The 25225-nt window shown below is 72.7% G+C and carries 22 protein-coding genes; 6 read left to right on the top strand and 16 right to left on the bottom strand.

Features of this window, described 5'->3' with window-relative positions; translation table 11 throughout:
- Positions 1-29 precede the first annotated feature (29 nt).
- From STRAU_RS25105 to STRAU_RS25095, 3 genes are all read right to left on the bottom strand, one after another.
- Entirely contained in the window at positions 30-476 is a 447-nt protein-coding gene (locus tag STRAU_RS25105) for an NUDIX hydrolase (RefSeq protein ID WP_016643197.1), read from the bottom strand.
- Between the two features lie 41 nt (positions 477-517).
- A complete protein-coding gene (locus STRAU_RS25100) occupies positions 518-1372 on the bottom strand; it encodes a pyridoxamine 5'-phosphate oxidase family protein (RefSeq protein WP_037661758.1) in 855 nt (284 codons plus the stop codon).
- Positions 1373-1474: 102 nt separating this feature from the next.
- A complete protein-coding gene (locus STRAU_RS25095; protein ID WP_037661742.1) occupies positions 1475-1936 on the bottom strand; it encodes a VOC family protein in 462 nt (153 codons plus the stop codon).
- 128 nt (positions 1937-2064) lie between these two features.
- On the opposite strand from STRAU_RS25095, the gene STRAU_RS25090 reads away from it, so the two are divergent.
- Both STRAU_RS25090 and STRAU_RS25085 read left to right on the top strand, forming a co-directional pair.
- On the top strand, positions 2065-2646 hold the full coding sequence (locus tag STRAU_RS25090; RefSeq protein WP_016643194.1) for a CGNR zinc finger domain-containing protein: 582 nt from the start codon (positions 2065-2067) through the stop codon (positions 2644-2646).
- Positions 2647-2864: 218 nt separating this feature from the next.
- Positions 2865-6209, top strand: a complete 3345-nt coding sequence (locus STRAU_RS25085) for a S8 family serine peptidase (protein WP_037661756.1) — start codon at positions 2865-2867, stop codon at positions 6207-6209.
- A gap of 94 nt (positions 6210-6303) precedes the next feature.
- On the opposite strand, the gene STRAU_RS25080 is transcribed toward STRAU_RS25085, so the two are convergent.
- The 3 genes from STRAU_RS25080 to STRAU_RS25070 all read right to left on the bottom strand — a co-directional run bounded on the left by STRAU_RS25080 (position 6304) and on the right by STRAU_RS25070 (position 9359).
- The gene (locus STRAU_RS25080; protein ID WP_016643192.1) at positions 6304-7806 is read right to left on the bottom strand and encodes a M28 family metallopeptidase; all 1503 of its coding nucleotides are present in this window, start codon (positions 7804-7806) and stop codon (positions 6304-6306) included.
- Positions 7807-7977: 171 nt separating this feature from the next.
- Positions 7978-8832, bottom strand: a complete 855-nt coding sequence (locus STRAU_RS42465; protein ID WP_016643191.1) for a hypothetical protein — start codon at positions 8830-8832, stop codon at positions 7978-7980.
- Complete coding sequence (locus STRAU_RS25070; protein WP_016643189.1) at positions 8829-9359, bottom strand: sigma-70 family RNA polymerase sigma factor; 531 nt, start codon at positions 9357-9359, stop codon at positions 8829-8831. The genes STRAU_RS42465 and STRAU_RS25070 overlap by 4 nt, the downstream gene beginning before the upstream one ends.
- Before the next feature lie 219 nt (positions 9360-9578).
- Here STRAU_RS25070 and STRAU_RS25065 point away from each other — a divergent pair, with 219 nt between their 5' ends.
- The gene (locus STRAU_RS25065; RefSeq protein ID WP_016643190.1) at positions 9579-10598 is read left to right on the top strand and encodes an aspartate-semialdehyde dehydrogenase; all 1020 of its coding nucleotides are present in this window, start codon (positions 9579-9581) and stop codon (positions 10596-10598) included.
- A gap of 151 nt (positions 10599-10749) precedes the next feature.
- The gene (locus tag STRAU_RS25060) at positions 10750-10956 is read left to right on the top strand and encodes a hypothetical protein (RefSeq protein ID WP_016643188.1); all 207 of its coding nucleotides are present in this window, start codon (positions 10750-10752) and stop codon (positions 10954-10956) included.
- Between the two features lie 104 nt (positions 10957-11060).
- Here STRAU_RS25060 and STRAU_RS25055 read toward each other — a convergent pair whose 3' ends face one another.
- A complete protein-coding gene (locus STRAU_RS25055) occupies positions 11061-12245 on the bottom strand; it encodes an MFS transporter (protein ID WP_037661739.1) in 1185 nt (394 codons plus the stop codon).
- Between the two features lie 102 nt (positions 12246-12347).
- On the opposite strand from STRAU_RS25055, the gene STRAU_RS25050 reads away from it, so the two are divergent.
- Entirely contained in the window at positions 12348-13238 is an 891-nt protein-coding gene (locus STRAU_RS25050; RefSeq protein WP_016643186.1) for a LysR family transcriptional regulator, read from the top strand.
- Between the two features lie 3 nt (positions 13239-13241).
- Here the strand turns inward: STRAU_RS25050 and STRAU_RS25045 are convergent, their stop codons facing one another.
- From STRAU_RS25045 to STRAU_RS25020, 6 genes are all read right to left on the bottom strand, one after another.
- Positions 13242-13754: a DUF1203 domain-containing protein gene (locus tag STRAU_RS25045; protein ID WP_016643185.1), complete on the bottom strand. Its 513-nt coding sequence runs from the start codon at positions 13752-13754 to the stop codon at positions 13242-13244.
- Positions 13755-13936: 182 nt separating this feature from the next.
- Positions 13937-15250 (bottom strand): flavin-dependent oxidoreductase, encoded by a 1314-nt coding sequence (locus STRAU_RS25040; protein WP_016643184.1) that lies wholly within the window; start codon positions 15248-15250, stop codon positions 13937-13939.
- Positions 15247-16026 carry an ABC transporter ATP-binding protein gene (locus STRAU_RS25035; RefSeq protein ID WP_016643183.1) on the bottom strand — a complete coding sequence of 260 codons (780 nt, stop codon included), beginning with the start codon at positions 16024-16026 and terminating at the stop codon, positions 15247-15249. The genes STRAU_RS25040 and STRAU_RS25035 overlap by 4 nt, the downstream gene beginning before the upstream one ends.
- A gap of 106 nt (positions 16027-16132) precedes the next feature.
- Positions 16133-16930, bottom strand: a complete 798-nt coding sequence (locus STRAU_RS25030) for an ABC transporter permease (RefSeq protein ID WP_016643182.1) — start codon at positions 16928-16930, stop codon at positions 16133-16135.
- Between the two features lie 32 nt (positions 16931-16962).
- The gene (locus STRAU_RS25025) at positions 16963-17889 is read right to left on the bottom strand and encodes an ABC transporter permease (protein ID WP_016643181.1); all 927 of its coding nucleotides are present in this window, start codon (positions 17887-17889) and stop codon (positions 16963-16965) included.
- A gap of 10 nt (positions 17890-17899) precedes the next feature.
- Positions 17900-18862, bottom strand: coding sequence for an ABC transporter substrate-binding protein (locus tag STRAU_RS25020; RefSeq protein ID WP_016643180.1), 963 nt, complete (start codon positions 18860-18862; stop codon positions 17900-17902).
- A gap of 318 nt (positions 18863-19180) precedes the next feature.
- Between STRAU_RS25020 and pepN the strand changes: the two genes are divergently transcribed.
- Positions 19181-21757: an aminopeptidase N gene (gene pepN / locus STRAU_RS25015; protein ID WP_016643179.1), complete on the top strand. Its 2577-nt coding sequence runs from the start codon at positions 19181-19183 to the stop codon at positions 21755-21757.
- A gap of 569 nt (positions 21758-22326) precedes the next feature.
- Here the strand turns inward: pepN and STRAU_RS25010 are convergent.
- From STRAU_RS25010 to STRAU_RS25000, 3 genes are all read right to left on the bottom strand, one after another.
- A complete protein-coding gene (locus tag STRAU_RS25010; protein WP_016643178.1) occupies positions 22327-23217 on the bottom strand; it encodes a LysR family transcriptional regulator in 891 nt (296 codons plus the stop codon).
- Positions 23218-23247: 30 nt separating this feature from the next.
- Positions 23248-24117 carry a DMT family transporter gene (locus STRAU_RS25005; RefSeq protein WP_016643177.1) on the bottom strand — a complete coding sequence of 290 codons (870 nt, stop codon included), beginning with the start codon at positions 24115-24117 and terminating at the stop codon, positions 23248-23250.
- Between the two features lie 139 nt (positions 24118-24256).
- Positions 24257-25216 (bottom strand): EamA family transporter, encoded by a 960-nt coding sequence (locus tag STRAU_RS25000; protein WP_016643176.1) that lies wholly within the window; start codon positions 25214-25216, stop codon positions 24257-24259.
- Positions 25217-25225: the final 9 nt, after the last annotated feature.

Here is a 25225-nt window from a genome sequence, read left to right as displayed (position 1 = left end):
GGGTCCGGGGCGGAGCCCCGTGGCGGGGGCTACGGCAAGTGGCCGGTGGGCGGGCGCGCGTGCCAGAGGGCGAGGCCGGCGTCGACCAGGCTCACGCGGTCGAGGGTGGCGACGTCGGCCAGGGGGTGCCACGCCGCCCGGTCCGTCGACCCCGACGTCTCGTGCCGCAGCGCACCCCCGACCACCCGCCCCTCGTACACGATCCGCACGCCGTGGAAGTCCGCCACGGCCCCGAGCCGCCTCGGATAGCGGCGCCGCAGCGAGTCGACGCCGAGCAGCGCGACCGGCTCCACGACGTACCCGGTCTCCTCGTCGGCCTCGCGGATCACCGTGTCGTACGGATCCTCCCCGTGGTCCATGCCGCCCCCGGGCAGCGTCCACCGTTTGCTGCCGTCACCCGCCACCCACCGGGCGAGCAGCACGGAGTCGTCGCGTACGCATACGGCGTAGGCCGCCACCCGGAGTTCCTTGTGCACGGGCCGACGTTAGACCCCGTACACGAGATAGGCACGTCCCGTTACCGGAGCGGTGGGTTGGCGGGTGAGTACGCGGGGGCGGACCACGTCCAGGGGGAGGCGGCGGTGGTCTCGCGGGTCTCGGTGAGGGCGAGGCGGACCGTGCGGGTGCCGTCGGGGGCGAACGCGGTGCGGGCCGTGCCCGTGAGGTGGAGCGCGGTGCCCGTCGTCCAGTCGAGGAAGAGCAGGCCCGCGCGGGGGTCGCGGGTGAGGTTGCCGAGGGTCAGGAACATCGCGTTGCCGGGGTAGTCGGGCCACTCCAGCTCGCGGGGTGAGACGACGCGTACGAAGCCGGGGTTGCCGCCGCGGTGGCCGGCGTCGGCGCCGCCCTCGCGGACCGTGGCCAGGAAGAAGGTGTCCGCGGCGGCGACGAAGTCCCGCTGGGCGGGCGTGAGGTCGGTGCCGCGGGTGGTGCGGGGGCGGGCCTCCGGGGGCCGGGCGCCCAGCAGTCGGCGCTGCTGCAGGTATTTGGGGCAGTTGGCGAAGACCTGGTCCGCCTCGACGGCCAGGCCCCGTGGCGTCGGGCGGGCCCGGCCGTTCAGGCGCATCCGCCGCCGCGTGCGCGGGTCCAGGGCGATGGTGCCGACGGGGGTGCCGGGCACCGCCAGGGCGGCGGCGAGCGGGTCCCCTTCCGCGGGACCGCCCGCCACCGACATCTGGCTCGGCCCCGTGGCCCGTACGAAACCGGGCTCGCCGGTGAGCAACGACGCCCACACCCGCCCGCCCACCGGGTCCGCCGCGCCGATCACCAGCATCGGCTGGAGTTCGAGGAACGCGGCGGCGACCGGCCGGATGCCAGGGCCGATGGACCGGCCGACGTGATCGGCGAGTTCGCGTACCCCGACGCGGTCCTGCACGGCGCGCGACCCCGGGTGGTAGGGGCCGCTGTCCGCCCTGTCGGTCCCGTCCGTCCTGTCGGTCCCATCCGGCTCGTACGTGGTGTCCACGAGGCCGCCCTTCTAGAAGAAGCCGCAGGTCGGCGCGGCCGCGACGGGGGCGCTCGCGGACTCGGCACCGGCCGGGGCACAGATCTCCAGGCGGGTGCCGTCGGGGTCGTGGAAGAAGATCCCGCCGGACGCGGCGCCCTCGCCGTGCGGCACGACGCCGTCGTAGGCGAACTCCACTCCGTACGCCCGCAGTTCTCGTTCGTACGCCCTGACCTCGTCGATCGTGCCGACCTCGAAGGCGAGGTGGTGCAGGCCCGCGCGCCCGCCCTCGTACGGGGCGCCCGCCTGCTGCCAGAGCGTGAGCGTGAGGGCGCCCGCGTGGCCGAGGAAGGCGAAGCGGCGGCCCTCCTCCTTGCCCTCGCCGATCAGCTCGAAGCCGATCACGTCCCGGTAGAAGGCGAGGGAGCGGTCGAGGTCGGTGACGTTCAGACCTACATGGCCCGTACGCGGGGCGCTGAGCGCGCTCGGGGGCATCGTGCCGCCTTTCGACATGGGTGGCCCGCCCGACGCGGGCTAACCGTCTAATGCGAGATTAGGGGTTAGCGCACGCGAGCGTCAACCGGTCACGTACGCTTTGCTGGTTAGCGCCGAAGGGAGCCCCCATGCCCGCCGCCACCCCGCCCGACCCGCGCCCCCTCACCGGTGAGCCCCTCTCCCTGGACCTGCTCAACACCCGCTGGATGCAGGACGGCGCCCGGGAAGACCTGCTCGGCGGGACCGGCGGGCTCAGCGCCGTGGACGGGCTCACGGTCTGGCTGGCGGCGAACCGGCTCGACGGGCGCTTCACCGCCGACGGGCGGACCCTGGAGCATCTGCTGCGCGCCCGCGACGCCCTCGCGGGCCTGGTCGACCTGCCGGGCAGGCCGGGCGGCGAACCCGCCGCCGTCGCCCGCGTCGACGCCGTCCTCGCGCACGGCCGCATCCGTGCCACGCTGACACCGGCCGGGCCCGGCGAGGAGCCGGAGTTCGAGGACCCGTCCTGGGGGCCCGCCTGGCTCGCGGCGCGCGACTATCTGGAGCTGCTGACCCGTGCGCCCGACCGCATCCGCGGCTGCGCCCACGACGCCTGTGTCCTGCACTTCTTCGACACCTCGCGGAACGGCACCCGCCGCTGGTGCTCGATGGCCGTGTGCGGCAACCGGGCGAAGGCGTCCCGGCACTACGCCCGGTCCCGGGAGGGATAGCTTCACCAGGCCGGGCGTGCGGCGCGGCCGCCAAGTCCCGTTATGCGCCGCCTTGTTCCCGATGGCGTATGGCGGAAGTACGCCACCGGCCCATCCCGTCCCGGGCAACTCTCCCCAAACAGGCACCCCTTACGTAAAGCTGAGCGGTCATCCGGCCCCGTATTCCGGACCCTCGCTACATCGGCTCGACCAGCCGATCTTTACGTACAGGGATGCTGATGACCCTCGATCCACGACGTGCGCCGATATCCGGTGCAAGACCCGCCGACCACGCCGCCCGCCCCCGGGGCGTCCGCCGCACCGCCCGCCTCGCCACCGCGATAGGCGTGGCCGCCGCCCTCAGCGCGGCGGCCCCGCTCCCGCTGGCCTTCGCCGCCGACACCCCCTCCCCCGTCCCTGGCGCCCCCGCCCCCAAGGACGCCGCCGCCAAGCTCGGCGCTCAGGACGCCGAGTTGCTCGCCGACGCCAAGGCCGAGGGCGAGAAGACCGTCACGATGATGGTCGCCACCGCGCCCGGCGCGACCGAGCAGGTCGCCGAGGAGCTGGACGCCGTCAAGGGCGGCTCCGTGGGCCGCACCTACGACAAGCTCGGCTACGTCCGCGCCGCCGTCCCGACCGCCCGCGCCGACGCCGCCATCAAGGCCGCCTCGAAGCTCCCCTCCGTGCACGCCATCGACCTGCGGCACGAGATCGAGCTGGACGACCCGAGGCCGGGCGGCGCCAAGTCCGCCACGTCCGCGCAGGGCCGCGCCGCCTACCCGGCGCCGGACAAGAACACGCCCGCGAAGAACCCGTACAACCCGTCCTTCGAGACGGGCGCCGTCGACTTCGTGAAGAAGAACCCGAAGGCGGACGGACGCGGCATCACCATCGGCGTCCTCGACTCGGGCGTCGACCTCGGCCACCCGGCGCTGCAGAAGACGACGACCGGCGAGCGCAAGATCACCGACTGGGTGACCGCCACCGACCCGATCGTCGACGCGGACGGAACCTGGCGGCGGATGACCAATCCTGTCAGCGGGCCCACGTTCACCTGGGACGGTGACACGTGGAAGGCCCCGGCGGGCTCGTACCAGGTGAATCGTTTCCGCGAGGCGGCCACCACCGGCGGCGACGCCAAGGGCGACCTGAACCGCGACGGCGACACCACCGACTCCTGGGGCGTCCTGTACGACCCGGCCGCCGGCACCGTCCGCGTCGACCTGAACGACAACAAGGACTTCGCCGACGACAAGGTGATGAAGCCCTACGGGGACAAGCACCAGGTCGGCTACTTCGGCAAGGACGACCCGGCCACCGACGTCGCCGAGCGCGTGCCGTTCGTCGTGGAGATCCGCAAGGACGTGCCGACCGACCCCTACGGCGGCGACTGGGTCGGCAAGAAGGCCGACTTCGTCAACATCGGCCTCATCGAGTCCGAGCACGGCACGCACGTCGCGGGCATCACGGCCGCCAACAAGCTGTTCGGCGGCAAGATGAACGGCGCGGCCCCGGGCGCGAAGCTCGTCTCGTCCCGCGCCTGCACCTGGTCCGGCGGCTGCACCAACGTCGCGCTCACCGAGGGCATGATCGACCTCGTCACGAAGCGCGGCGTCGACATCGTCAACATGTCGATCGGCGGCCTGCCCGCGCTCAACGACGGCAACAACGCGCGCGCCGAGCTGTACAAGCGCCTCATCGACACCTACGGCGTGCAGCTGGTCATCTCGGCCGGCAACTCGGGCCCCGGCGCCAACACCGTCGGCGACCCCGGCCTCGCCGACCACGTCATCTCCGTGGGCGCGGCCATCTCCAAGGACACCTGGGCCGCCAACTACGGCTCCGAGGTGACCAAGAAGTACGGCATGTTCCCGTTCTCCTCGCGCGGCCCGCGTGAGGACGGCGGCTTCCAGCCCCTGGTCACCGCGCCGGGCTCGGCCATCAACACCACGCAGACCTGGCTGCCGGGCGGCCCGGCGGCCGAGGCGGGCTACCAGCTCCCGGCCGGCTACTCGATGCTGCAGGGCACGTCGATGTCGTCGCCGCAGGCCGCGGGCGCGTCCGCGCTGCTGCTCTCCGCCGCGAAGCAGAAGCGCCTGGAGCTGTCCCCGGCGAAACTGCGCACCGCGCTCACCTCGACCGCGCACACCATCCCCGGCGTGCAGGCGTACGAGCAGGGCACCGGACTGATCGACGTCGTGGACGCCTGGGACGCCATCAAGGGCGGCGCCAAGGCCCACGAGTACACGGTCAAGGCGCCCGTCGACACGGCACTTGAGCAGGAGCTGAAGAAGCCCGGCACCGGTCTGTACGACCGCGAGGGCGGCCTGAAGGCGGGCCAGAAGAAGACGTACGACGTGAAGATCACGCGTACGACGGGCCCGACGCGTCCCGTGCTGCACAAGCTCGGCTTCGCCAACAACCACGACAAGACGTTCCGCCTCCTCGGCGACGACGAGGTGTTCCTGCCGCTGAACAAGGCCGTGACCGTCAAGGTGCAGGCCAAGCCGAAGGCCGCGGGCCTGTCCAGCGCCAGGCTGACGGTGAACGACCGGCGCACCCGCGGCATCGACCACCAGATCATGACCACGGTGGTCGTCGCCAAGGACCTCGCCAAGCCCTCCTTCACCTTCTCCGCGTCCGGCTCGGTGCAGCGCAACTCCACCAAGTCGTACTTCGTGACGGTGCCGAAGGGCGCGAAGACCCTGGAGGTCGCGCTCGGCGGCCTGAAGGACAAGAGCCAGACGCGGTTCATCTCCATCCACCCGTACGGCGTCCCGGCCGAGTCGACGTCCTCGCTCGTCTGCTACCCGAACTTCCCCAACCCGGACAACACCTGCCGCCCCGACCTGCGTTCGTACGCGAACCCGACGCCGGGCGTCTGGGAGATCGAGGTCGAGTCGCGCCGTACGTCGCCGGTGCTCGACAACCCGTACAAGCTGGACGTCGCCGCGCTGGGCGTGACCTTCGACCCGGCGACGCAGAAGGTCGCGGAGGCCAAGTCCGGCCAGGCCGCGCCCGTCACCTGGAAGGCGACGAACCACTACGCCGCCGTGGACGGCAAGCTGAAGGGCGGCACGCTGGGCTCGGCCGCCACCACGCGTCCCACCATCAGGCAGGGCGAGACGCACACCAGCACGGTCGAGGTGCCCGCGGGCGCCGAGCGGCTCGACGTGGCGATCGGCTCCACCGCCGACAGCGCCGCCGACCTGGACCTGACGGTCCTCAAGGACGGCGTGCCGGTGGGCAGTTCGGCGGACGGCGACTCCGAGGAGTCGGTGCGCCTCAGCAAGCCGGCCGCGGGCAAGTACACCATCGAGGTCGCGGGCTACTCCATCCCGTCGGGCTCGACCGCGTACAACTACCGTGACGTGTTCTTCGCCGCCTCGCTCGGCAAGATCAAGGTCGACGAGACGAAGGTCGTGAAGCTCGCCCACGGCGCGTCGGCCGACGTCTCGGCCGAGGTCGTCGCGGACGCTCCCACCGCCGACGGGCGGATGCTGTTCGGCGAGGTGAACCTCCTGAACGCGCGCGGGTCCGTCGCGGGCACGGGCAGCGTGACGGTGGAGAAGGTCACCCCGTAGTGCGGTACTGATCCGGCATGACGATGGGGGCGGGCACCAAGTGCCCGCCCCCATCTGCGTGTTCAGCCCGTCCGCCCGTTCAGGCGGGCCGTGCTCAGCCCTTGAGCGAGCTCAGGTCGTGCGCGTACGTGCCCACCGCGTGCGCGATCACGTCGATGTTCGTCGCGAAGATCTTGCGGTCGATGTTCTTCAGCGTGTCGCCCGCGGCGTGGTAGTTGGGGTCGTACGGCTGACCGGCCTTGCCGCCCGCCTTCGCCGCCTGCTCCTCGGTCTTCAGGCCCTCGGCGCCGGTGAAGGTGCCGCCCGCCGGGATGCCGTTGGCGATGAACGCGCCGTAGTCCGAGCGGCCGTCGAAGTCCGTGCCCCAGTGCGGGACCTTCTTCTTGTCGAGGAAGCCGTTGATCAGGCCCTCGATCTGCGCGGAGCCCTTCGGGCCCGGGCCCTCGCCGGTGTTGTCGGAGTTGTCGCCGTCGTAGACCAGCTCCGCGCCGTTCGGCGAGCCGATCATGTCGAAGTTCAGGTACAGCTTGATGTTCTTCTTCTGCTGCGCCGACAGCGACTTGACGTAGTGGTCCGAGCCGAGCAGGCCCAGCTCCTCGGCCGACCACCAGGCGAAGCGGACCTTGTTGGTCAGCTTCTTGCCGCCCTTGGTCTCCTTGGCGAGCTTCTCGGCGACCTCGATCAGACCGGCCGAGCCGGAGCCGTTGTCGTTGATGCCGGGGCCCTCGTGCACCGAGTCGAGGTGCGCGCCGAGGCCCACGACGCGGTCGGCGCGACCGCCCCGGGTCTCGGCGATCACGTTGCGGGTCTTGTGCGGGACGGCCTTCGTGGCGACGTCCACGGACACCTTGACCTCACCCTTGCCGACCTGCTCGGCCAGCTTCTCGCCCTCGGCCTTGGTGATGCCGACGGCGGGAATGTGCGCGTTCTCCGGGACCTCCAGGTTGCCCTTGACGGGCTGGTCGCCGGAGTGGTTGTAGAGGACGAGGCCGACGGCGCCGGCCTTGGCCGCGGCGGCCTCCTTCTCGGCGAAGGTGCAGGCGCCGCGCTTCACCAGGGCGATCTTGCCGGTGAAGGTGTCGGACGTGTAGTCGTCGGCCTCGCAGCCGGGGGTGTCGTCGACGCGGGCGGCGGCGACCGCGGCCTGGATGCCGCCCTCGGGCGTCGACTTGCTGAAGTCGAACGCCACGGCGTTCAGCTTGCGCGCCTCGGGAGAGAGGACGCTCGCGCCCTCGCGCAGGGTCTTCGACTCGTAGAACGTGAAGTTCTGGTACGAGACCTTGTAGCCAGCCTTCTTCAGCCGGTCGTGCACGTACTTCGCCGAGGCGTCGTAGCCCTTGGTGCCCGCGGCGCGGTTGCCGCCGTTGGCGTCGGCTATCTGCTGGAACTTCTCCAGGTGGCGGTGGGCGCTCTTGCCGGTGGACTTCTTCACCAGCTTCTTGGCCAGCTTCTGCGCCTTCTCGGCCTGGCCCGAGTGGTGCTTGGCGGGCCGGGGGGCGTCCTGGGCGCCGGCCGGGGCCGCGGCGGCGAACAGGACGGGGGCGGCGACGGCCGCGCTGAGCAGGGCGGCCGTGGTCCGGCTGCGGGGTGCGCGCACGGAGGTCCTTCCATGGGTGGTCGGTGAGCGCCGGTGATCTCCGTGATCGGTCGGTCCGTACGTGGTCGGTGTACGTGGATGATCACCGGCGAGCGGTGGAAGGAACGTAGCCCGGCGAAACCGCAGTTCAGAAGGTTCGCCGGGGGTCGCAACCGCGCCTTCACGCACTTGTCACCGGAACTCAGTACTCCGCCTTTGACCGGAAGGTTGTGCTCCGCCGCGCCCGGCACTCAGCACTTCAGCCCGCGCGACCCCGGCAGGGCCTTCTCGATCCACTCGCGGTCCTTGGCGAGCCGCCGGCCCGTCGACCAGAGGCCGGGCGTCGCCTCGCCCTGGTCGAACCCGAGCAGGACGCGGTCCCCCGTCCGCAGCCGCGGGTCCACGTCGACGTTCATGACGAAGGTGATCCGGTCCGGCCCCTTGGCGGGCTTGTAAGCGGCGGGACACATCGAGGGTGATCCGGTCCCGGGTGCCGTCGGGCAGCAGCTCGACGTTCCGTACGGTGCCCTCGACGACGAGCCGCATGCAGGCGACGGAGCCCTCGGGCGACCGGCCGTCCTCGGCACCGCCCGGCTTCTGCTCGGCCGGGCCCGACTCGCGGTCCTCCATGCTCGGCGCGCCCTTCGCGGCGCCCGCGTCGTCCCCCGCGCCGTCCCCGGTCCCGCTCCCCACGCCGAGCCAGACCACGCCGCCGAGCAGGCCGACGCCGAGCGCGGCGGCCAGGGCGAGGACGGCGCGGCGGCGGGCGGCCCCCGGGGGCCGGAAGGGGGCCGCGGCGGGCAGCCCGGCGGCCACCGATGCCTGCGCCTGTGGTCCTGCTCCGGCCCCTGCCCCTTCCGTACGCCCCGCCAGCGCATCCCCCACGATCCTGAGCTGCTCCCGCAGCAGCGCGACGTCGGCGACGGCCGCCGCGTGCTCGGCCATGAACCGCTCGTCACCGCGCGCCTCCTCGGGCACCGGTGTGTCCGTGACCGCCAGCGACAGCGCGTCGACGGCGTCGTACGGCTCCTCGTGCGCCACGGTCACACCACCTCTCCCTCGTGCAGCCGCGTGCGCAGCACCCGTACGGCCGCGTGCAGCCTGCTCTTGACCGTGCCCTCCGGAATGCCCAGTTCATCCGCTATGTCCCGGACGGGCAGGTCGGCGTAGAAGCGCAGCACGACGACCTGCCGCTGGCTGTCCGGCAGCTCGTCGAGGCCCTGGGCCACCGCGAGCGAGAGCACGCGGGACTCGGCGCCGTCCTCCTGGGGCTCCGCGGGGCGCAGCGCGGCGAGCCGCTCGCCGAGACGTTCCTGGCGGCGCCGGGCACGGTGGAAGTCCATGGCCCAGTTCGAGGCGACGACCGCCGCCCAGGCCGAGACGTCGCGCGGCGCCTGCTGCCCCTTCGCCGCCCGCTCCAGGAGCCGCAGCCTGACCTGCTGCACCCCGTCCTGGAGTTCCCCGTGCGGCACCCCGCCGAGCGACAGGACCGCCCGCACCCGGTCCTCCTGGGCCGGATCGAGCGGGTCGGCCGCCTCCGCGCGGCGCGGCGCCCGCGTCTTTCTGCGCAGCAATGCCCCTCCCCGTTCCCGCGACGTCTTCGCCCCGCGACGTCCCCCGTCGGCCGGTGTTTCCCCTACGACGCGGCAGGTGCCGGAAACGTTCGCCGCCTCCGCCGGGGAATGTGGCGTCCCGCACCTCGGACAATGGATTGGACAAGTCGGTCGTGGACAGACGCATCATGGAAACGGCAGCGGCACCCGTCGCGACGTGCAACTACGGAGGAAACCCCTGTGAAGGTCGGAATCGTCGGAGCCACCGGTCAGGTCGGCACGGTCATGCGCAAGATCCTCGCCGAGCGGAAGTTTCCCGTCGACGAGCTGCGCCTGTTCGCCTCGGCCCGCTCGGCCGGTTCGGTCCTGGACGGCGTGACGGTCGAGGACGCCTCGACGGCCGACTACACGGGCCTGGACATCGTTCTGTTCTCCGCGGGCGGCGCCACGTCCAAGGCACTCGCCGAGAAGGTCGCCGCGCAGGGCGCCGTGGTGATCGACAACTCCTCGGCCTGGCGGCGCGACCCCGACGTACCGCTGGTCGTCTCCGAGGTGAACCCGCACGCGATCGCGGACCGCCCCAAGGGCATCATCGCGAACCCGAACTGCACGACGATGGCCGCGATGCCGGTCCTCAAGCCGCTGCACCTGGAGGCGGAGCTGACCTCGCTGGTCGTCGCCACCTACCAGGCGGTGTCCGGCTCCGGGCTCGCGGGCGTGGACGAGCTGTTCGAGCAGGTCAAGAAGGTCGGCGACGACGCGCCGAAGCTGACGCACGGCGGCGACCAGGCCGAGTTCCCCGAGCCGGACAAGTACGTCGCGCCGATCGCGTACAACGTCCTGCCGCTGGCGGGCTCGATCGTCGACGACGGCCTGAACGAGACCGACGAGGAGCAGAAGCTCCGCCACGAGTCCCGCAAGATCCTGGAGATCCCCGGCCTCAAGGTCTCCGGCACCTGCGTCCGCGTCCCCGTCTTCACGGGCCACTCCCTCCAGGTCAACGCCCGCTTCGCGCGCCCGCTGACGCCGGAGCGCGCCACCGAGGTCCTGTCCTCGGCCGAGGGCGTCGTCCTCACCGACGTGCCGACGCCGCTGGGCGCCGCCGGCCGCGACGAGTCCTTCGTGGGCCGCATCCGCGGCGACGAGACCGTCGAGAACGGCCTCGCGTTCTTCATCTCCGACGACAACCTCCGCAAGGGCGCCGCGCTGAACGCGGTGCAGATCGCGGAGCTGGTGGCGGCGGAGCTGTCCGGCTCCTGAGGCGCCCGATTCCGACGCGCGGCCGGGAGGGAAACCTCCAGGTCGCGGGGGATCGTTTCAGCAGCCACGGATGAGTGAAACCGCGCATGTGTCCCGGGCGTGTCCGGGCAGTACTCCGGTGCCTCAACCGCACCACACACAAGGGAATTTCATGCGTCGTATCGCCGCCATGGCCACCATGGCCGTCGGAACCCTCACGCTCGTCGGCGCGCTCGCCGCCCCGGCGAGCGCCGTACCGGACCCGGTAGGAACCGTCGACTGCCTGGCCCAGGCCGCCGGGGACGTCACGAGCCTCATCGACCCGGCCAGCCCGGGCCTGCCCGCGGAAGTCCCGGGCACGGCTTGCCTGGCCCCCTGACCTGACGCGCTCAGGCCGGGACACCACCGCGCCCGCACGGATCCCGACCAGATCCGTGCGGGCGCGGCTGCCGTTCGGCGCGGAAGGCGTCGGGGCCCGGGGCGTCACTGCTTCCCCCGCCCCGCAAGCACCACCACCCCCAGCGCGAGCACCGCGAGCCCGCCGCCGACCCACAGCACGTCGGTCACCCCGATGCCGTCGGCGACCCGGCCCCCGGCCAGCGCGCCCAGCGCGATGGCGGCGTTGAACACCCCGGCGAACAGCGCGGACGCCGCCTCCCGGGCGCGCGGCGCGGCCGCCATCACCCAGTTCTGCGAGGACACGGAGACGCCGCCGTAGGCGAGCCCCCAGGCGACCAGGAGCACGACGGTCGCGGCGAGGGAGCCCCCGGCCGGTCCCATCAGGAGCACCACGCCCGCGAGGGCCGCCGAGATCACGAGGAGCGCCCGGCGCGGGTCGCGGGCCGCGAGCGAGCCGCCCAGGAAGTTGCCGGCGATCCCGGCGACGCCGTAGGCGAGCAGCAGCCCGCTGACGAGCCCCGCCCCCAGGTCCGGCACCCGCTCCAGGACCGGCCGCACATAGGTGTACGCGGTGAAGTGCCCCACCACGAGCAGCGCCACGGCGATCAGGCCGACCCGCAGCCGGGGCAGCCGCAGCAGCTCCGGGAACACGCCGAGCCGCACCGGCTCGTCGGCGGGGAGCGGCGGCAGCACGGCGGCGAGCAGCGCGGCGACGGCGAGGCCGAGCGCGGCGACGGCCCCGAACGCCCAGCGCCAGCCCGTGAGTTCACCGAGGAAGGTGCCCGCGGGCACGCCGAGGACGGACGCCACGGCTATCCCGCTGAAGATCACGGCGGTGGCCCGCCCGACGGACTCGGTGCGGACGAGACGTACCGCGAGGGAGGCCGCGACGGCCCAGACGCCGCCGATGCACAGCCCGACGACGATCCGCGCGCCGAGCAGCACCGCGAAGGACGGCGCGAGCGCCGAGACCAGGTTGGCGGCGCCGAGCAGCAGCATGAGCCCGCACAGCACGGCGCGCCGGTCCGCGCGGCGCACGGCGACGGGCAGCAGCAGCGCGGCGAGGGCCGCGACGAGGCCGGGCACGGTGACGGTGAGCCCGGCGGTGCCGTCGGAGACGCGCAGCCCCGAGGCGAGGGAGGTGAGCAGTCCCACGGGCAGCATTTCCGTGGTGACGACAGAGAAGGTGGCGGCCGCGACGGCGAGGACGGACAGCGGCAGGGTCCGCCGTCCGGTGGGGGCGGGCGCGGTTGTGGTCACGGTTTCCATGGCCTCCACACAACGCCCGAGCGGTCACCGGGAACAACGGCGGAATCCTCATCCTTGAATGAGCGTGGCTGATCGATCGACGGGTTCCGGGGGCGTACGGGCATGAGCGGTGTCGAGATACGGGAGCTGGAGTGCTTCCTCGTCCTGGCGGAGGAGTTGCACTTCGGCCGGGCGGGCGAGCGCCTGTACGTCTCGCAGAGCCGGGTGAGCCAGCTCCTGGCCGCCCTGGAGCAGCGGGTCGGCGCCCGCCTTGTGGAGCGTACGAGCCGACGGGTGCGGCTGACCCCGCTCGGTGAGCGATTTCACGCGGAACTGGCCCCGGCGTACGCCGAGTTGGCGGGGGTCGTGGAGCGGGCCCGGGAGTCGGCGCGCGGGGTGGCGGGCCGGATCAGGATCGGCTTCCAGGGGACGGCGGACGCGCGTCTGATGGCGGCGATCACGGCGTTCCAGCAGGGGCATCCCGGCTGCGTCGCGGAGATCGCGGAGGTGCCCTTCGCGGATCCGTTCGGGGCGGTGCGCCGCGGTGAGGTGGACGCGGCGATCGTGCTGCTTCCGGTGGCGGAGCCCGACCTGGTCCTTGGCCCGCTCTTCTCGCGCCAGCAGCAGACGGTGGCGGTGTCCGTACGGCACCCCTTCGCGTCCCGTGCGTCCCTCGCCGCCGCCGAGCTCACCGGCACCCCCCTGATCGCGGCGACGGCGCCGGCGCCCGCGTACTGGCGCGAGGCGCACGCCCCCTCGACGGTGCCCGCGCCCGCCGTCCGCACGCTCCAGGAGGGCCTGACGCTGGTCGCGGCGGACCGGGGCGCGATGCTGTTGTGCCGGCCGACGGCGGAGTATCACGGGCGGCGGGACGTCGTGTTCGTGCCCGTGGAGGGGCTGCCGGACTCGGTGCTCGGGATGGTGTGGCACCGGGACGGCGAGACGGAGCGGGTGCGGGCGTTCGCGCGGGCGGTGACGGGGGCGACCGACGTCGTGGAGACGCCGGCCGCCTGAGGTTCACTCCGGGCGGCGCACCTCGAAGTGGAAGCAGCCGTACTCCACCGCCCGTACGTGTACGAGGGCGACCTCCGGCTCTGCGAACGCCTCGGCGAAGGCCGCGTCGAAGCCCGCCGTGGTGTCCTCCGGGATCTCGAGGAGCCGCCCGCCGACGATGCGTCCCTCGGCGCTGTAGCGACGGAACGTACGCAGCGCGCCCGCCCGGACGAACGGGTACTCGTCCCGCGTCCCCGCCGGCTCGGGCCCTTCGCACGGGTCCGCGTGGATGAACACCGGCCCCTGCTCGTCGTACGCCCCCGGCTCGGCGCCGGTTTCCGCCGCCCAGCGGCGGAGGGGGGCGTACGAGACGAGCGCGACGCGCTCGCCCTCGCGGACGGGGCGAAGACAGCAGCGCAGCGGGTCGCCGCCCTCCGGGTCGGTGTACGAGACGCAGGGGCGCCCCGCGTCGTCGGTGTCGCGGAGCTGCTTGAGGGTGTCGGGGTCGATGGCGCGTGGTGTGAATGCGGTGCTCATGGGGCCAGGTTCGCGCGTGCGCGACCGTTCCGGCTGGCGGTTTCCGGACGTGGACTACCCAACCGGACGGGCTGATTTTCGGCCCCTCCGGCGTTTGAGGAGCGGGGGTCTGGGGGCAGAGGTCTGGGGGCAGAGCCCCCAGTTTCGGGAAGGGGGCGGGACCGGGGAATGCCCCGCAGGGCCTACGCCCCCCACGACCCCCTCCCGTTCAGCTCCGCCACATCCGTCCCGGTCGTCCACCGGTAAGCAGCGTCCAGCTCCGCCAACTCCTCCCCCGTCAGCACGTCCTCGACGCGGTCGAACCCCTCGGGGGCCCGTTCGGCGACGACTTGGAGGAGGCGGTCCGCGGGCATGCCGCGGTTGGCGAGGACCAGGGCGGACGTGGCTTCGCGGCGGACCTCCTCGTACGCCCGCAGCCCGGCGACCCGGTCGGGGTCGTGGACGGCGAGGCAGCGGGCGAGGACCCGTGCGTCGAGGACTGCCTGGGAGCCGCCGTTGGAGCCGACGGGGTACATGGGGTGGGCGGCGTCGCCGAGGAGGGTGACGGGGCCGCGGCCCCACCAGGGCAGCGGCTCCCGGTCGACCATGGGGTACTCCAGGATCCGCCGGGTCGCGGCGAACAGCGCGGGCACGTCGAGGTCGCCGATGCGCCACCCGGCGAAGTGCGGGAGGACGTCGGAAAGACGCCCGCTGCGGTTCCAGTCGGCCGTCCCGGGCATCCCCCCGTGCTCGACGGGAAACCGCACCTCCGCCACCCAGTTGAGCAGCGCGCGCCCCCGCTGCTCGGCCTCGCGCGAGATCGGGTAGACGACGAGCTTGGCGTGCGCGTTGCTGCCGGCGACGGCGACGGTGCGGCCGCCGAGCACCGGGTGCCACTCGGCGACGCCCCGCCACATCCGGATGCCGCTCCACAGCGGTGGCCCCTCCCCCGGATGCAGCTGCGCGCGCACCGTCGAGTAGAGACCGTCCGCCCCGACCAGCGCCCGCACCCGCACGGTGTGCTCACGCCCGCGCGCCAGGTCCCGCAGGATCACCGGAAGCACCTGCCCCTGCCCCTGCCCCTCCGCCTCGGCACACCGCACGAACGAGGTGCCGGTCACGACGGCCCGCTCACCGAGACGTTCCCGCACCGCGTCCAGGAGCAGCAGCTGCAGGGCGCCGCGGTGGAGGGAGTACTGCGGCCAGTGGTAGCCGAGCGCGAGCCCGCGGGGCTCGCCCCAGATGCGGTTGCCGTGCCGGTCGTAGTGGACCATCTCGGCGGTCGGCACGGCGGTCGCGGCGAGCTGCTCGCCGAGGCCCAGTTCGGTCAGCTCCCGTACCGCGTGCGGCAGCAGGTTGATGCCGACGCCCACGGGCCGCAGCACCTGGACCGGCTCGACGATGCGCACGCCGATCCCCATCGCGTGCAGGCTCAGCGCCGCCGTGAGCCCGCCGATGCCCGCGCCCGCGATCAGTACGTCGGTGTTGGTCGCGGGTGCCGCGTGCCTGGCGCTCATGGCCGCCGCACCGCCCGCCCCACCTCGGCGCGCAGCTTCACGAACTCCGGCAGGCCGCGCGTGACGATCTGGTCGCGCGGCGCGGGCAGTTCGACGCGCAGCTCGCTGTGTACGCGGCCGGGGGCGCCGGTCAGGACGACGACGCGGTCGCCGACGTACACGCTCTCGTCGATGTCGTGGGTGACGAGGAGGATGGTCATCCCGCCGCGGTCTTCGGAGCCCCCGCCCCGGTCGGCGCCCCCGCGCACCGACAGGAGCAGATCCTCCAGGTCCTCCCGCGTCTGCGCGTCCACAGAGCCGAACGGCTCGTCCATCAGGAGCAGCGCGGGCCGGTACGCGAGCGCGCGGGCGATGGCGACGCGCTGCTGCATGCCGCCGGAGAGCTGCCACGGATACTTCCCCGCGACGCCGTCGAGGCCGACCTGCGCGAGTGCGGCGAGAGCCTGTTCGCGGCGCTGCGCGCGGGCGAGGCCGCGGCGGCGCAGCGGCAGGGCGACGTTGTCCCGGACGGTCAGCCACGGGAACAGCGAGCGCGTGTAGTCCTGGAAGACGACGGCGAGGTCGTCGGGCACGCCGTCGACGGGTCTGCCCCCGACCGCTATCCGGCCCTCGCTCGGCCGCTGCAGCCCCGCGACGCACCGCAACAGCGTGGACTTTCCACAGCCGGACGGCCCGACGATGCTCACCAGCTCGCCGCGCGCGACGTGCAGTTCGACTCCTGCGACAGCCTGATGCCCGTCGTCGTACCGATGACCGAGCCCCGCGATCTCCAGCATCCCCTGTTCCCCCTGTCCCCCTGCTGCCCAACTGCCGGTCGGTCTACGTGATGTGAGTGCCCAAAGGCCGCGCCCGTTCCCCGTGTGCCCCGTGCATCCTGTTGGTCTAGGTGCTCATCCGCCGCGCGCCCCGGTGCCAGGCCAGCGCCTTCCGCTCGACGAGCAGGAACAGTCCGTTGAGTACGCAGCCGAGGGCGCCGAGGAGCACGATCCCGGCCCAGAGCTGGTCCGGCCGGAACTCCCGCTCGGCGGCGTTCAGCCGCGACCCGATGCCGTCGCCCGACCCCATCAGCTCGGCGATGACCATGAGGATCAGCGCGAAGCCGAGCGCGACCCGCAGCCCCGCGAAGATCCTCGGCGCGGCCGCGGGCAGCACGACGTACCGGAGCCGGGCGAACCCGCCGAGCCCGAAGACCCGCGCCGAGTCGAGCTGCACGGGCTCCACGGCCCGCACCCCGTCGGCGGTGTTGAGCAACACCGGCCACACCACGCCGAAGACGATGGCCGCGAGCTGCATGGACGTACCGAGCCCGAAGGCGACCATGAAGAACGGGATGAGCGTCGGCGGCGGCACCGCGCGCCCGAACTGCAGCACCGGGTCGAGGACGAGGTACGCGATCCGCGACAGCCCGATCACGACCCCCACGGCGATCCCCACGATCCCCGCGAGCGCCCACCCGAGCAGCAGGTGACTGAGACTCGGTACGAAGTCGTCGACGGCCCGGTCGCTCAGCCACAGCCGGGACGCCGGCCCCGACCACCACAGCTCCCGCATCGCCGACACGATCCGCGTAGGCGGCGGAAAGTACAGATCCCCGGCGCGCCGGGCGGCCAACTCCCAGGCGGCCACGAGGAGTACGAGCAGCCAGGAACGGCCGAGGAGGGCGAGGGCGACGTGCTTCATCTTTCCGGCGCGCTCCGCCCTTTCGGCGCGCTTCACCTTTTCAGCCCGCCCGGTTCTTTCAGCCCGTCCGGCGTTTGAGGACGAGGCCGTCCAGGCCGATGCGGGGGCCCGGGGGCGGCAGCCCCCGGTTTCCGCTCCACCCACCCCAGCCCACCGTTGGCCGCAACCCCCAACACCCCCGCCCAACAAGCCCCCGCCACCATCAGATCCGGCCGCCCACCCCCGGACTGCGTCTCCAGCAGATAAACGCCGAGTCCCCCCTCCCCACCCGCCCGCAACTCCGCACTCACCACCACGATCAACCCCACAGAAGCAGCGATCCGCACCCCCGTGACCACGAAGGGACCGGCACTCGGCAGCGACACCCGCCACAGCACCCCGAGCACCCCGAACCCGAAGGCCCGCAGCGTCTCCTTGGCGACGGGGTCGACGTCCCGCAGTCCGTACAGGGTGTTGAGGAGAATGGGCCACAACGCGGCGTAACAAACGAGCGACCGCTCCACCCGATCGGGCTCGACGAACACAAGAATCGCCAGCGGGATCAGCGCGACGGACGGAATGGGCCGGGCCAGCTCGACGACGGCGAGGGCGGCGGTGTCGAGCCGGGGCAGCGACCCGAGCAACAGCCCGGCGGGCACGGCGAGAAGAACCGCAAGCCCAAGCCCGGAGAGCCAGGCAGAAACGGTGACCCACACATCACCGAGGAACCCCTCGTCGACGGCCATCTCGGCGGCGCGGGCGAGCACGGAGGAGGCGGGCGGCAGCGCCTGCCCGTCGAACACCCCGCTGCGGGCGACGAGTTCGACGGCCAGCAGCGCACCGCAGACACCGACCGCCCCCAGCAGAGCCCGCCCCCACCCGCGCCCCGCGAGCCATGCGGCGCGCGAGCGGGCGCGCGAGCGGGCGCGCGCCCCGGACCCCGGGCCGAGGCCCGGAGCGGAGCGCGCGTCCCGCTTCACCGTGATGCCCTCATGGCCCCGTACGCACCAGCAGCGGCTCCACGTCGATCTCCCGTTTCAGGTAGCCGAACTCGCGCATCAGCTCGACCACCCGGCGCAGCCGGGCCGGGTCGAGAGCCACGGGGTAGCCGCCGAGGTGGAGCTGGGCCGCCTGGTCGGCGGTGATCTTCGTGTAGTCCGGGAGTGCCTCGACGACGGTCGAGCGGTTGGCGGCCTGCTTCTGGGCGCGGGCCATGGCCCGCTGGAAGGCGGCGACCGTCTTCGGGTTCTCCTCGGCGAACGACGCCGTGGCCGCGTACCCGGCGATCGGGAAACCCGCGGTCGGCGGCTTGCCGAGGTCGGCGACGACGCGGCCGGTGCCGGACTTCTCGATCGCGCTGACGAACGGCTCGACGGCCTGCACGGCGTCGACGCTGCCGGACTTCAGCGCGGTCTCCATGTTCGGCATGTCGACCTCGGCGAAGTTCTTGTCGTCGTCGAAGGCGGCGCCCTCCGCCTTGCCCGCCTTCTTGACGAGCAGGGCGCTGATGTTCCGCTTGGTGTTGACGCCGATCCTCTTGTCCTCAAGGTCCTTCAGGGTCTTGACCGGCGAGTCCTTCTTCACCAGGACGGCGTGCGTACGGGGTGCGGACTGGAAGGCGTCGGCGACGATCCGTACGTCGATGGCCTTGTTCGCGTGCGCGAGGAAGTACGAGACGTAGTTGCCGAAGGAGATGTCGAGGGCGCCCGCGCGAAGGCGGCTGACGGACTCGGCGCCGCCGCTGAGCGTGGTCGTGCGCACGGTGAGCCCCTCGGCCTTGAAGAAGCCCTTCCGCATCGCCATCTCCAGGGGCGCGGTGTCGGCGACGGGCATGGTGCCGACGGTGATCCGGGCCTTCTCCGGGCCCCTGCCGTCGCCCGAGCCGCCGTCGGAGTCACCGGAGGAGCCGCAGCCGGCGGTGGCGGCCGCGAGCAGCAGGGCGAGGGCGGGCACGGACCCGCGGAGGGTCCGCGGGCCGGGGAACAACGGCGCACGGGAGAGCGGCGCGCCGCGTAACCGTGCCGGACGCCGCGACCCGCGCGCCCCGCCCGCGCCCCGCACACCGCTTGCCATATACATCTGCCCCCGACCGCTTCCACCGCTCCGGACCGCTTCAAGCCGCTTCGGGCCGCTCCCTGGCCTGAGCCGACGCGCGGATGCTAACGGCCGCGCGACCTGAGAACAATGGCTCGGCGCGGGCCGCGGCGGCGCATGGAAGGATGGCCGGAAACATCGCAAAAACTTCGCAAGTCGTACCGAGGAGATGACCGCGTGCCCGGCACCAATCTGACCCGCGAAGAGGCGCAGCAGCGGGCGAAGCTGCTCACCGTTGACTCGTACGAGATCGATCTCGACCTCTCCGGAGCGCAGGAGGGCGGGACGTACCGGTCGGTGACCACGGTCCGTTTCGACTCCGCCGAGGCGAACGCCGAGACCTTCATCGATCTGATCGCCCCCGCCGTCCACGAGGTCGTCCTGAACGGGCACGCCCTCGACGTGGCCGCCGTCTTCCGTGACTCGCGGATCGCCCTGAGGCATCTGCACGAGGGCGCGAACGAGCTGAAGGTCGTCGCGGACTGCGAGTACACCAACACCGGTGAGGGCCTGCACCGCTTCGTCGACCCGGTCGACCAGCAGGCGTACCTCTACACGCAGTTCGAGGTCCCGGACGCGCGCCGCGTCTTCGCCTCGTTCGAGCAGCCCGACCTGAAGGCCACGTTCCGGTTCACCGTGAAGGCGCCCGAGGGCTGGACGGTGGTCTCCAACTCGCCGACCCCGGAGCCCTCGGGCCCCCAGTCGAATGTATGGGCCTTCGCGCCGACCCCGCGCATCTCGACGTACATCACGGCCCTGATCGTCGGTCCGTACCACTCGGTGCACTCCTCGTACGAGGGCCCGGACGGGCAGAGTGTGCCGCTAGGCATCTACTGCCGCCCCTCGCTCGCGGAGTACCTGGACGCGGACGCGATCTTCGCGGTCACCCGGCAGGGCTTCGACTGGTTCCAGGAGAAGTTCGACTACGCCTACCCGTTCGAGAAGTACGACCAGCTCTTCGTGCCGGAGTTCAACGCGGGCGCGATGGAGAACGCGGGCGCGGTGACGATCCGCGACCAGTACGTGTTCCGTTCCAAGGTCACCGACGCCGCGTACGAGACGCGCGCGGAGACGATCCTGCACGAGCTGGCGCACATGTGGTTCGGCGACCTCGTGACGATGGAGTGGTGGAACGACCTCTGGCTGAACGAGTCGTTCGCGACCTACACGTCCATCGCCTGCCAGGCGTACGCCCCCGGCTCGCGCTGGCCGCACTCCTGGACGACGTTCGCGAACTCCATGAAGACCTGGGCGTACCGGCAGGATCAACTGCCGTCCACGCACCCGATCATGGCGGACATCCGCGACCTGGACGACGTGCTCGTCAACTTCGACGGCATCACCTACGCCAAGGGCGCCAGCGTCCTGAAGCAGCTCGTCGCGTACGTCGGCATGGACGAGTTCTTCAACGGTGTGCAGAAGTACTTCAAGGCGCACGCGTTCGGGAACACGCGGCTGAGCGATCTGCTCGGCGCCCTGGAGGAGACCAGCGGCCGGGACCTGAAGACCTGGTCGAAGAAGTGGCTGGAGACGGCGGGCATCAACGTGCTGCGCCCTGTGGTGGACGTGGACTCGTCCGGCACGATCACGTCGTTCGCCGTGAAGCAGGAGGCCCCGGCGCTGCCCGCGGGCGCCAAGGGTGAGCCGACTCTGCGCCCGCACCGCATCGCCATCGGCCTCTACAACCTTGACGACGCGACCGGCAAGCTGGTGCGCACCGACCGCGTCGAACTCGACGTGGACGGCGAGCTGACGGCGGTGGAGGCGCTGGTGGGGCGGCCCCGCCCGGCGGTGATCCTCCTCAACGACGACGACCTGTCGTACGCCAAGGTCCGTCTGGACGCCGATTCGCTCGCCTTCGTGACGGAGCACCTCGGCGACTTCGACGCCTCGCTGCCGCGGGCGCTGTGCTGGGCGTCGGCGTGGGACATGACGCGCGACGCCGAGCTCCCCACGCGGGACTACCTCTCCCTCGTCCTCTCGGGCATCGGCAAGGAGTCCGACATCGGCGTCGTCCAGTCGCTGCACCGTCAGGTGAAGCTGGCTCTGGACCTGTACGCCGCCCCGGCGGGCCGCGAGGCGGCACTCGCCCGGTGGACCGAGGCGACCCTGGAGCACCTGCGGGCCGCCGCGCCGGGCAGCGACCACCAGCTGGCGTGGGCGCGGGCCTTCGCGGCCACGGCCCGCACGGAGTCCGAACTGGCGCTGCTTGAGGGCCTGCTTGACGGCTCGGAGTCCATCGACGGCCTCGCCGTGGACACCGAGCTCCGGTGGGCGTTCGTGGCGCGGCTCGCCGCGACCGGGCGGCTCGACGAGGCGGGCATCGCCGCGGAGTTCGAGCGGGACAAGACGGCCGCGGGTGAGCGGCACGCCGCCGCGGCTCGGGCCGCGCGGCCCACCACCGCCGCCAAGGCGGAGGCGTGGGCGTCCGTCGTCGAGTCCGACAAGCTGCCCAACGCCGTGCAGGAGGCGGTGATCTCCGGCTTCGTCCAGACCGATCAGCGGGAGCTGCTCGCGGCCTACACGGGGAAGTACTTCGACGCCGTCAAGTCCGTCTGGGAGTCCCGCTCCCACGAGATGGCCCAGCAGGTCGCGGTCGGCCTGTACCCCGCGCTCCAGGTGTCCCAGGACACGCTGGACGCCACGGACGCGTGGCTGAAGGCCGCGGAGCCCACGGCGGCGTTGCGGCGACTCATCACTGAGTCGCGCGCCGGGGTCGAGCGGGCCCTGCGCGCCCAGTCCGCCGACGCGTAGCCCCTTCTGTACGGGGTGGGGTGCCCGGCACGTTCCGGGCACCCCGAACCCCCTTGCCGGGGGCGGGCGTTGCACCCCTCACGGTGAGCCGGGCGCCCCCACCAACCCCGCCGCTCCGCGGCGAATATCTCCCACCCTCCCCCAAGCTCTTAAAGAGCAGGGGGGACCCCCTTCCCGTTTCCAGTCGACCACGGGGTGGGCGTCTCCGGTGGGGGCCACCCACCGTCGGCGACTGCGGCGGCGGGGGCGGGCAGAGGCGCCCCCAGTCCGCGTGCACTCCGGCACCTGCGTGTGCCTCTGCGGCGGCGGCCGCATGGCGTCTGCGGCAAGTGAGCATCCCGCCGCTCCGCGGCCCCTACCGGCTCCGGCTCCTGCTGTGGGCAGCCGCCCCGCCCGCCGCTCCCGCTGTGGGCAGCCCGCCCCGCCCGCCGCTCCCGCTGTGGGCAATCGTTCCGCAGGGCGGAACGGGTGGGCACAGCCCAGGCCGACGGGGCCGTGATGTGGGCGGAGGGGCGGCCGACGCCCCCAGGGCCACGGTGCCGGAACCATGAAGCCGGGCCCCGGTCGGGTCAGGCTGCGGCCCGCAGGGCGGCCAGGACATGGGAGACCGCGGGAGCCCCCTCCGCGCCCCGGCGGACCGCGGCGACCACGTGGCGGCTCGGGCGGTCCGCGCCCAGCGACCGCATGGCGACACCCCCACCCCGGCCGGAGGCCATCCGCGGGACCAGAGCGACCCCCATCCCCGCCCCCACCATCGCCAGAATCGCCTCCCACCCGGCAGCACTGTGGGCCTGCTCGGGCACGAACCCGGCCGCCTCGCACGCGGCCAGCGTGATCTCCGACCAGGGCCCGGACCCCCCGAAGATCCACGGCTCGGCGGCGAGATCGGCAAGACGCAGGTCCGCCGCGTCGGCGAGCGGATGACCGGCGGGCAGGGCGACGTCGAGCGGGTCGGCCAGCAACGGCACCCGCGTGAACCGCCCGTCCGCCCCCCGAGGCGCCTGCGCGGCGAGGGACAGCGCGAGATCGACGTCCCCGGCGGCCAGCAACTCGTACGCCTCCGCCGCCTCGGCCTCCCGCACCCGCACCGAGACCCCGGGACGCGTGGCCCGCAGGGCCCGTACCGCCGGCACCACGAGCGCCGGCACGGCCGTGGAGAACGCCCCCACCCGCACCTCCCCCGTCACCCCGCCCACATACGCGGCCAACTCCGCGTCAGCACGCTCCAGTTGGGCGAACACCGCGTCGGCATGCACCAGCAGGAGCCGCGCGGCGCCGGTGAGCCGCACCCGCCGCCCGTGGGCTTCGAGGAGCGGCACCCCCACCTGCTTGGCGAGGTTGGACAGTTGCTGCGACACGGCCGAGGGGGTCATCAGGAGCGCCCGCGCCGTGGCGGTGACGGTCCCGCGCTCGTTCAGGGTGCGCAGGATCTGCAGCTTCTTGATGTCCCACTCGGTCATGACGTCAACGTACCGGCGACGCGCCCGGGGTCACTTCCCGCCCGCCGAGCCGAGCACCACGCCGCCCAGGATCAGCCCCATGCACAGCACCTGCAGCCGCCCCATGCCCTCGCCGAGCAGCGCGAAGGAGAGCAGCGCCACACACACCGGCTGGAGGTAGTAGACGACGCCCGCGCGGGCCGCGCCGATGACGGAGATCGCCTTGTTCCAGGCGAAGAAGGCGACCGCCGAGGAGACCACGCCCACGTACAGGAGCGGGGACACCGTCGCGGCCGTCGGCTCGAAGCCGCCCTGGACGACGAGGCTGACCAGGAAGACCGGGAGCAGCATCAGCGCGCCGAGGACGAAGGTGCTGAAGAGGAAGGGCAGGCCGGAGATCTGCGTGGGCCTGCGGCGCAGCAGCGCGCTGTACGAGCCGAACGCGACCGCCCCGCCGATCACCCACAGGTCGCCCGCCGCCAGCTCCATGCCGAGCGAGCCGCCGCTGACCAGGAGCAGCACACCGACGCAGGCGACGAGCATGCCCGTGACGCGGCGCGCCCCGAGCCGGGCCCCGCCGAGGCGTTCGTACACCGCCATGAGGACGGGCGAAGCGGCCATGATCATGCCCATGTTGCCCGCGGTGGTCGTCACTCCGGCCTGGTTCACCAGGGTGTTGTAGACGGTGACGCCGAGGAAGGAAGCAGCGAGCAGGAAGCCCAAGTGCTCGCGCAGCAGCGCGCGTTGGCGCCAGGTCTGGCGGAGCGCGAAGGGGGCGACGGCCGCGATGGCGATGATCCAGCGCCAGAAGGCGTGCTGGACGGGCGGGACGCTGTCGGCGAGGGCCCGTGAGGTGACGAAGCTTCCCGACCAGACGACGGTGGCGAGCGCCGCGAGCGCGAGCCCGCCGCCGAGCCCCACCCCCGGCCCCGGCCCGCGGGAAGCGGTGCGCCCGCCTTCCGTGCCACTCCGTACGCCGTCGCTCCGGTCCAGGACGCTCGCCACTGATATCGCCTTGCCTCTCTCCCCGGCTGCGGGGCCTCCGTGATCTCGTACCGGCTTACCGTCGCACCTCCTCAACATCCAGGTCCATCGAAACTTTACGATCGGTCTTTGAAGCTGAACTGAATGATTCGGGAGTGGCCGGGCGGACGTCGGCGGCACCCTGCGGCTTCGGCCGGAGCTGGCCGAACACCGTCGCGCCGAACGCGATCGCCATCCCCGCCACCTGCACCGCCGTCAGCGACTGGCCGAGCGCGGCCCAGCCGATCACCGCGGCCGTCAGCGGCGAGAGCGGGCCGAGCAGGCTGGCCTGGGTCGCGCTGAGGTGGCCGATGCCGCGGAACCACAGCCAGTACGCGAGAGCCGTGCCGGCCAGGGAGAGGTAGACGTAGCCCGCGATGTTGCGCCCGTCGAGCGCGGGCGGCGCGCCCTCCGCCAGGAAGGCGACGGGGGCGATGAGCAGCCCGCCGACCGTGAGCTGCCAGGCCGTCAGCGCCAGCGGACCCACGCCCTCCGGGCGGCCCCACCGCTTGGTCAGCACAGTGCCCGTCGACATCGACGCCGTGGACCCCACGGCCGCGAGCAGGCCGACCGCGTCGAGGGCCCCGGTCGCCTTGAGGACGACCAGGCTGACGCCGAGCGCCGCGGCGGCCCCGGTGAGCAGGGTGCGCGGGCTCGGCCGGTCGGCGAGGAGCAGCGCCGAGAGTCCGGCGACGAAGAGCGGGCCGACCGAGCCGACGACCGCGGCCATGCCGCCGGGCAGGCGGTAGGCGGACAGGAAGAGCAGCGGGAAGAAGGCGCCGATGTTCAGCGCCCCGAGGACCGCCGACTTCCACCACCACTCCCCTCGCGGCAGCCGCCTGGCGAGCAGGAGCAGCAGGAGACCGGCGGGCAGGGCCCGCATCAGGCCGGTGAAGAGCGGGCGGTCGGCGGGCAGGAACTCGGTCGTGACGGCGTAGGTGGAACCCCAGGTGAGGGGGGCGTAGGCGGTGAGCAGGACGGCGGTGGAGCGCTTCATGACGTACGT

Origin of the sequence: Streptomyces aurantiacus JA 4570 (genome assembly GCF_000414115.1) — a bacterium.
Taxonomy (GTDB): Bacteria; Actinomycetota; Actinomycetes; order Streptomycetales; family Streptomycetaceae; genus Streptomyces; species Streptomyces aurantiacus_A.
Note: the sequence above shows the minus strand (reverse complement) of the source record. Positions and strands in the feature narration are given on the sequence as shown.

Coding starts and splice junctions, on each gene's coding strand:
- STRAU_RS25030 (WP_016643182.1), bottom strand. CDS start 16,930: ATGAAGCACGTCGCCCTCGCCCTCCTCGGCCGTTCCTGGCTGCTCGTA.
- STRAU_RS25010 (WP_016643178.1), bottom strand. CDS start 23,217: ATGACCGAGTGGGACATCAAGAAGCTGCAGATCCTGCGCACCCTGAAC.
- STRAU_RS25055 (WP_037661739.1), bottom strand. CDS start 12,245: ATGGAAACCGTGACCACAACCGCGCCCGCCCCCACCGGACGGCGGACC.
- STRAU_RS25040 (WP_016643184.1), bottom strand. CDS start 15,250: ATGAGCGCCAGGCACGCGGCACCCGCGACCAACACCGACGTACTGATC.
- STRAU_RS25045 (WP_016643185.1), bottom strand. CDS start 13,754: ATGAGCACCGCATTCACACCACGCGCCATCGACCCCGACACCCTCAAG.
- STRAU_RS25085 (WP_037661756.1), top strand. CDS start 2,865: ATGACCCTCGATCCACGACGTGCGCCGATATCCGGTGCAAGACCCGCC.
- STRAU_RS25095 (WP_037661742.1), bottom strand. CDS start 1,936: ATGCCCCCGAGCGCGCTCAGCGCCCCGCGTACGGGCCATGTAGGTCTG.
- STRAU_RS25050 (WP_016643186.1), top strand. CDS start 12,348: ATGAGCGGTGTCGAGATACGGGAGCTGGAGTGCTTCCTCGTCCTGGCG.
- STRAU_RS25035 (WP_016643183.1), bottom strand. CDS start 16,026: ATGCTGGAGATCGCGGGGCTCGGTCATCGGTACGACGACGGGCATCAG.
- STRAU_RS25000 (WP_016643176.1), bottom strand. CDS start 25,216: ATGAAGCGCTCCACCGCCGTCCTGCTCACCGCCTACGCCCCCCTCACC.
- STRAU_RS25060 (WP_016643188.1), top strand. CDS start 10,750: ATGCGTCGTATCGCCGCCATGGCCACCATGGCCGTCGGAACCCTCACG.
- STRAU_RS25090 (WP_016643194.1), top strand. CDS start 2,065: ATGCCCGCCGCCACCCCGCCCGACCCGCGCCCCCTCACCGGTGAGCCC.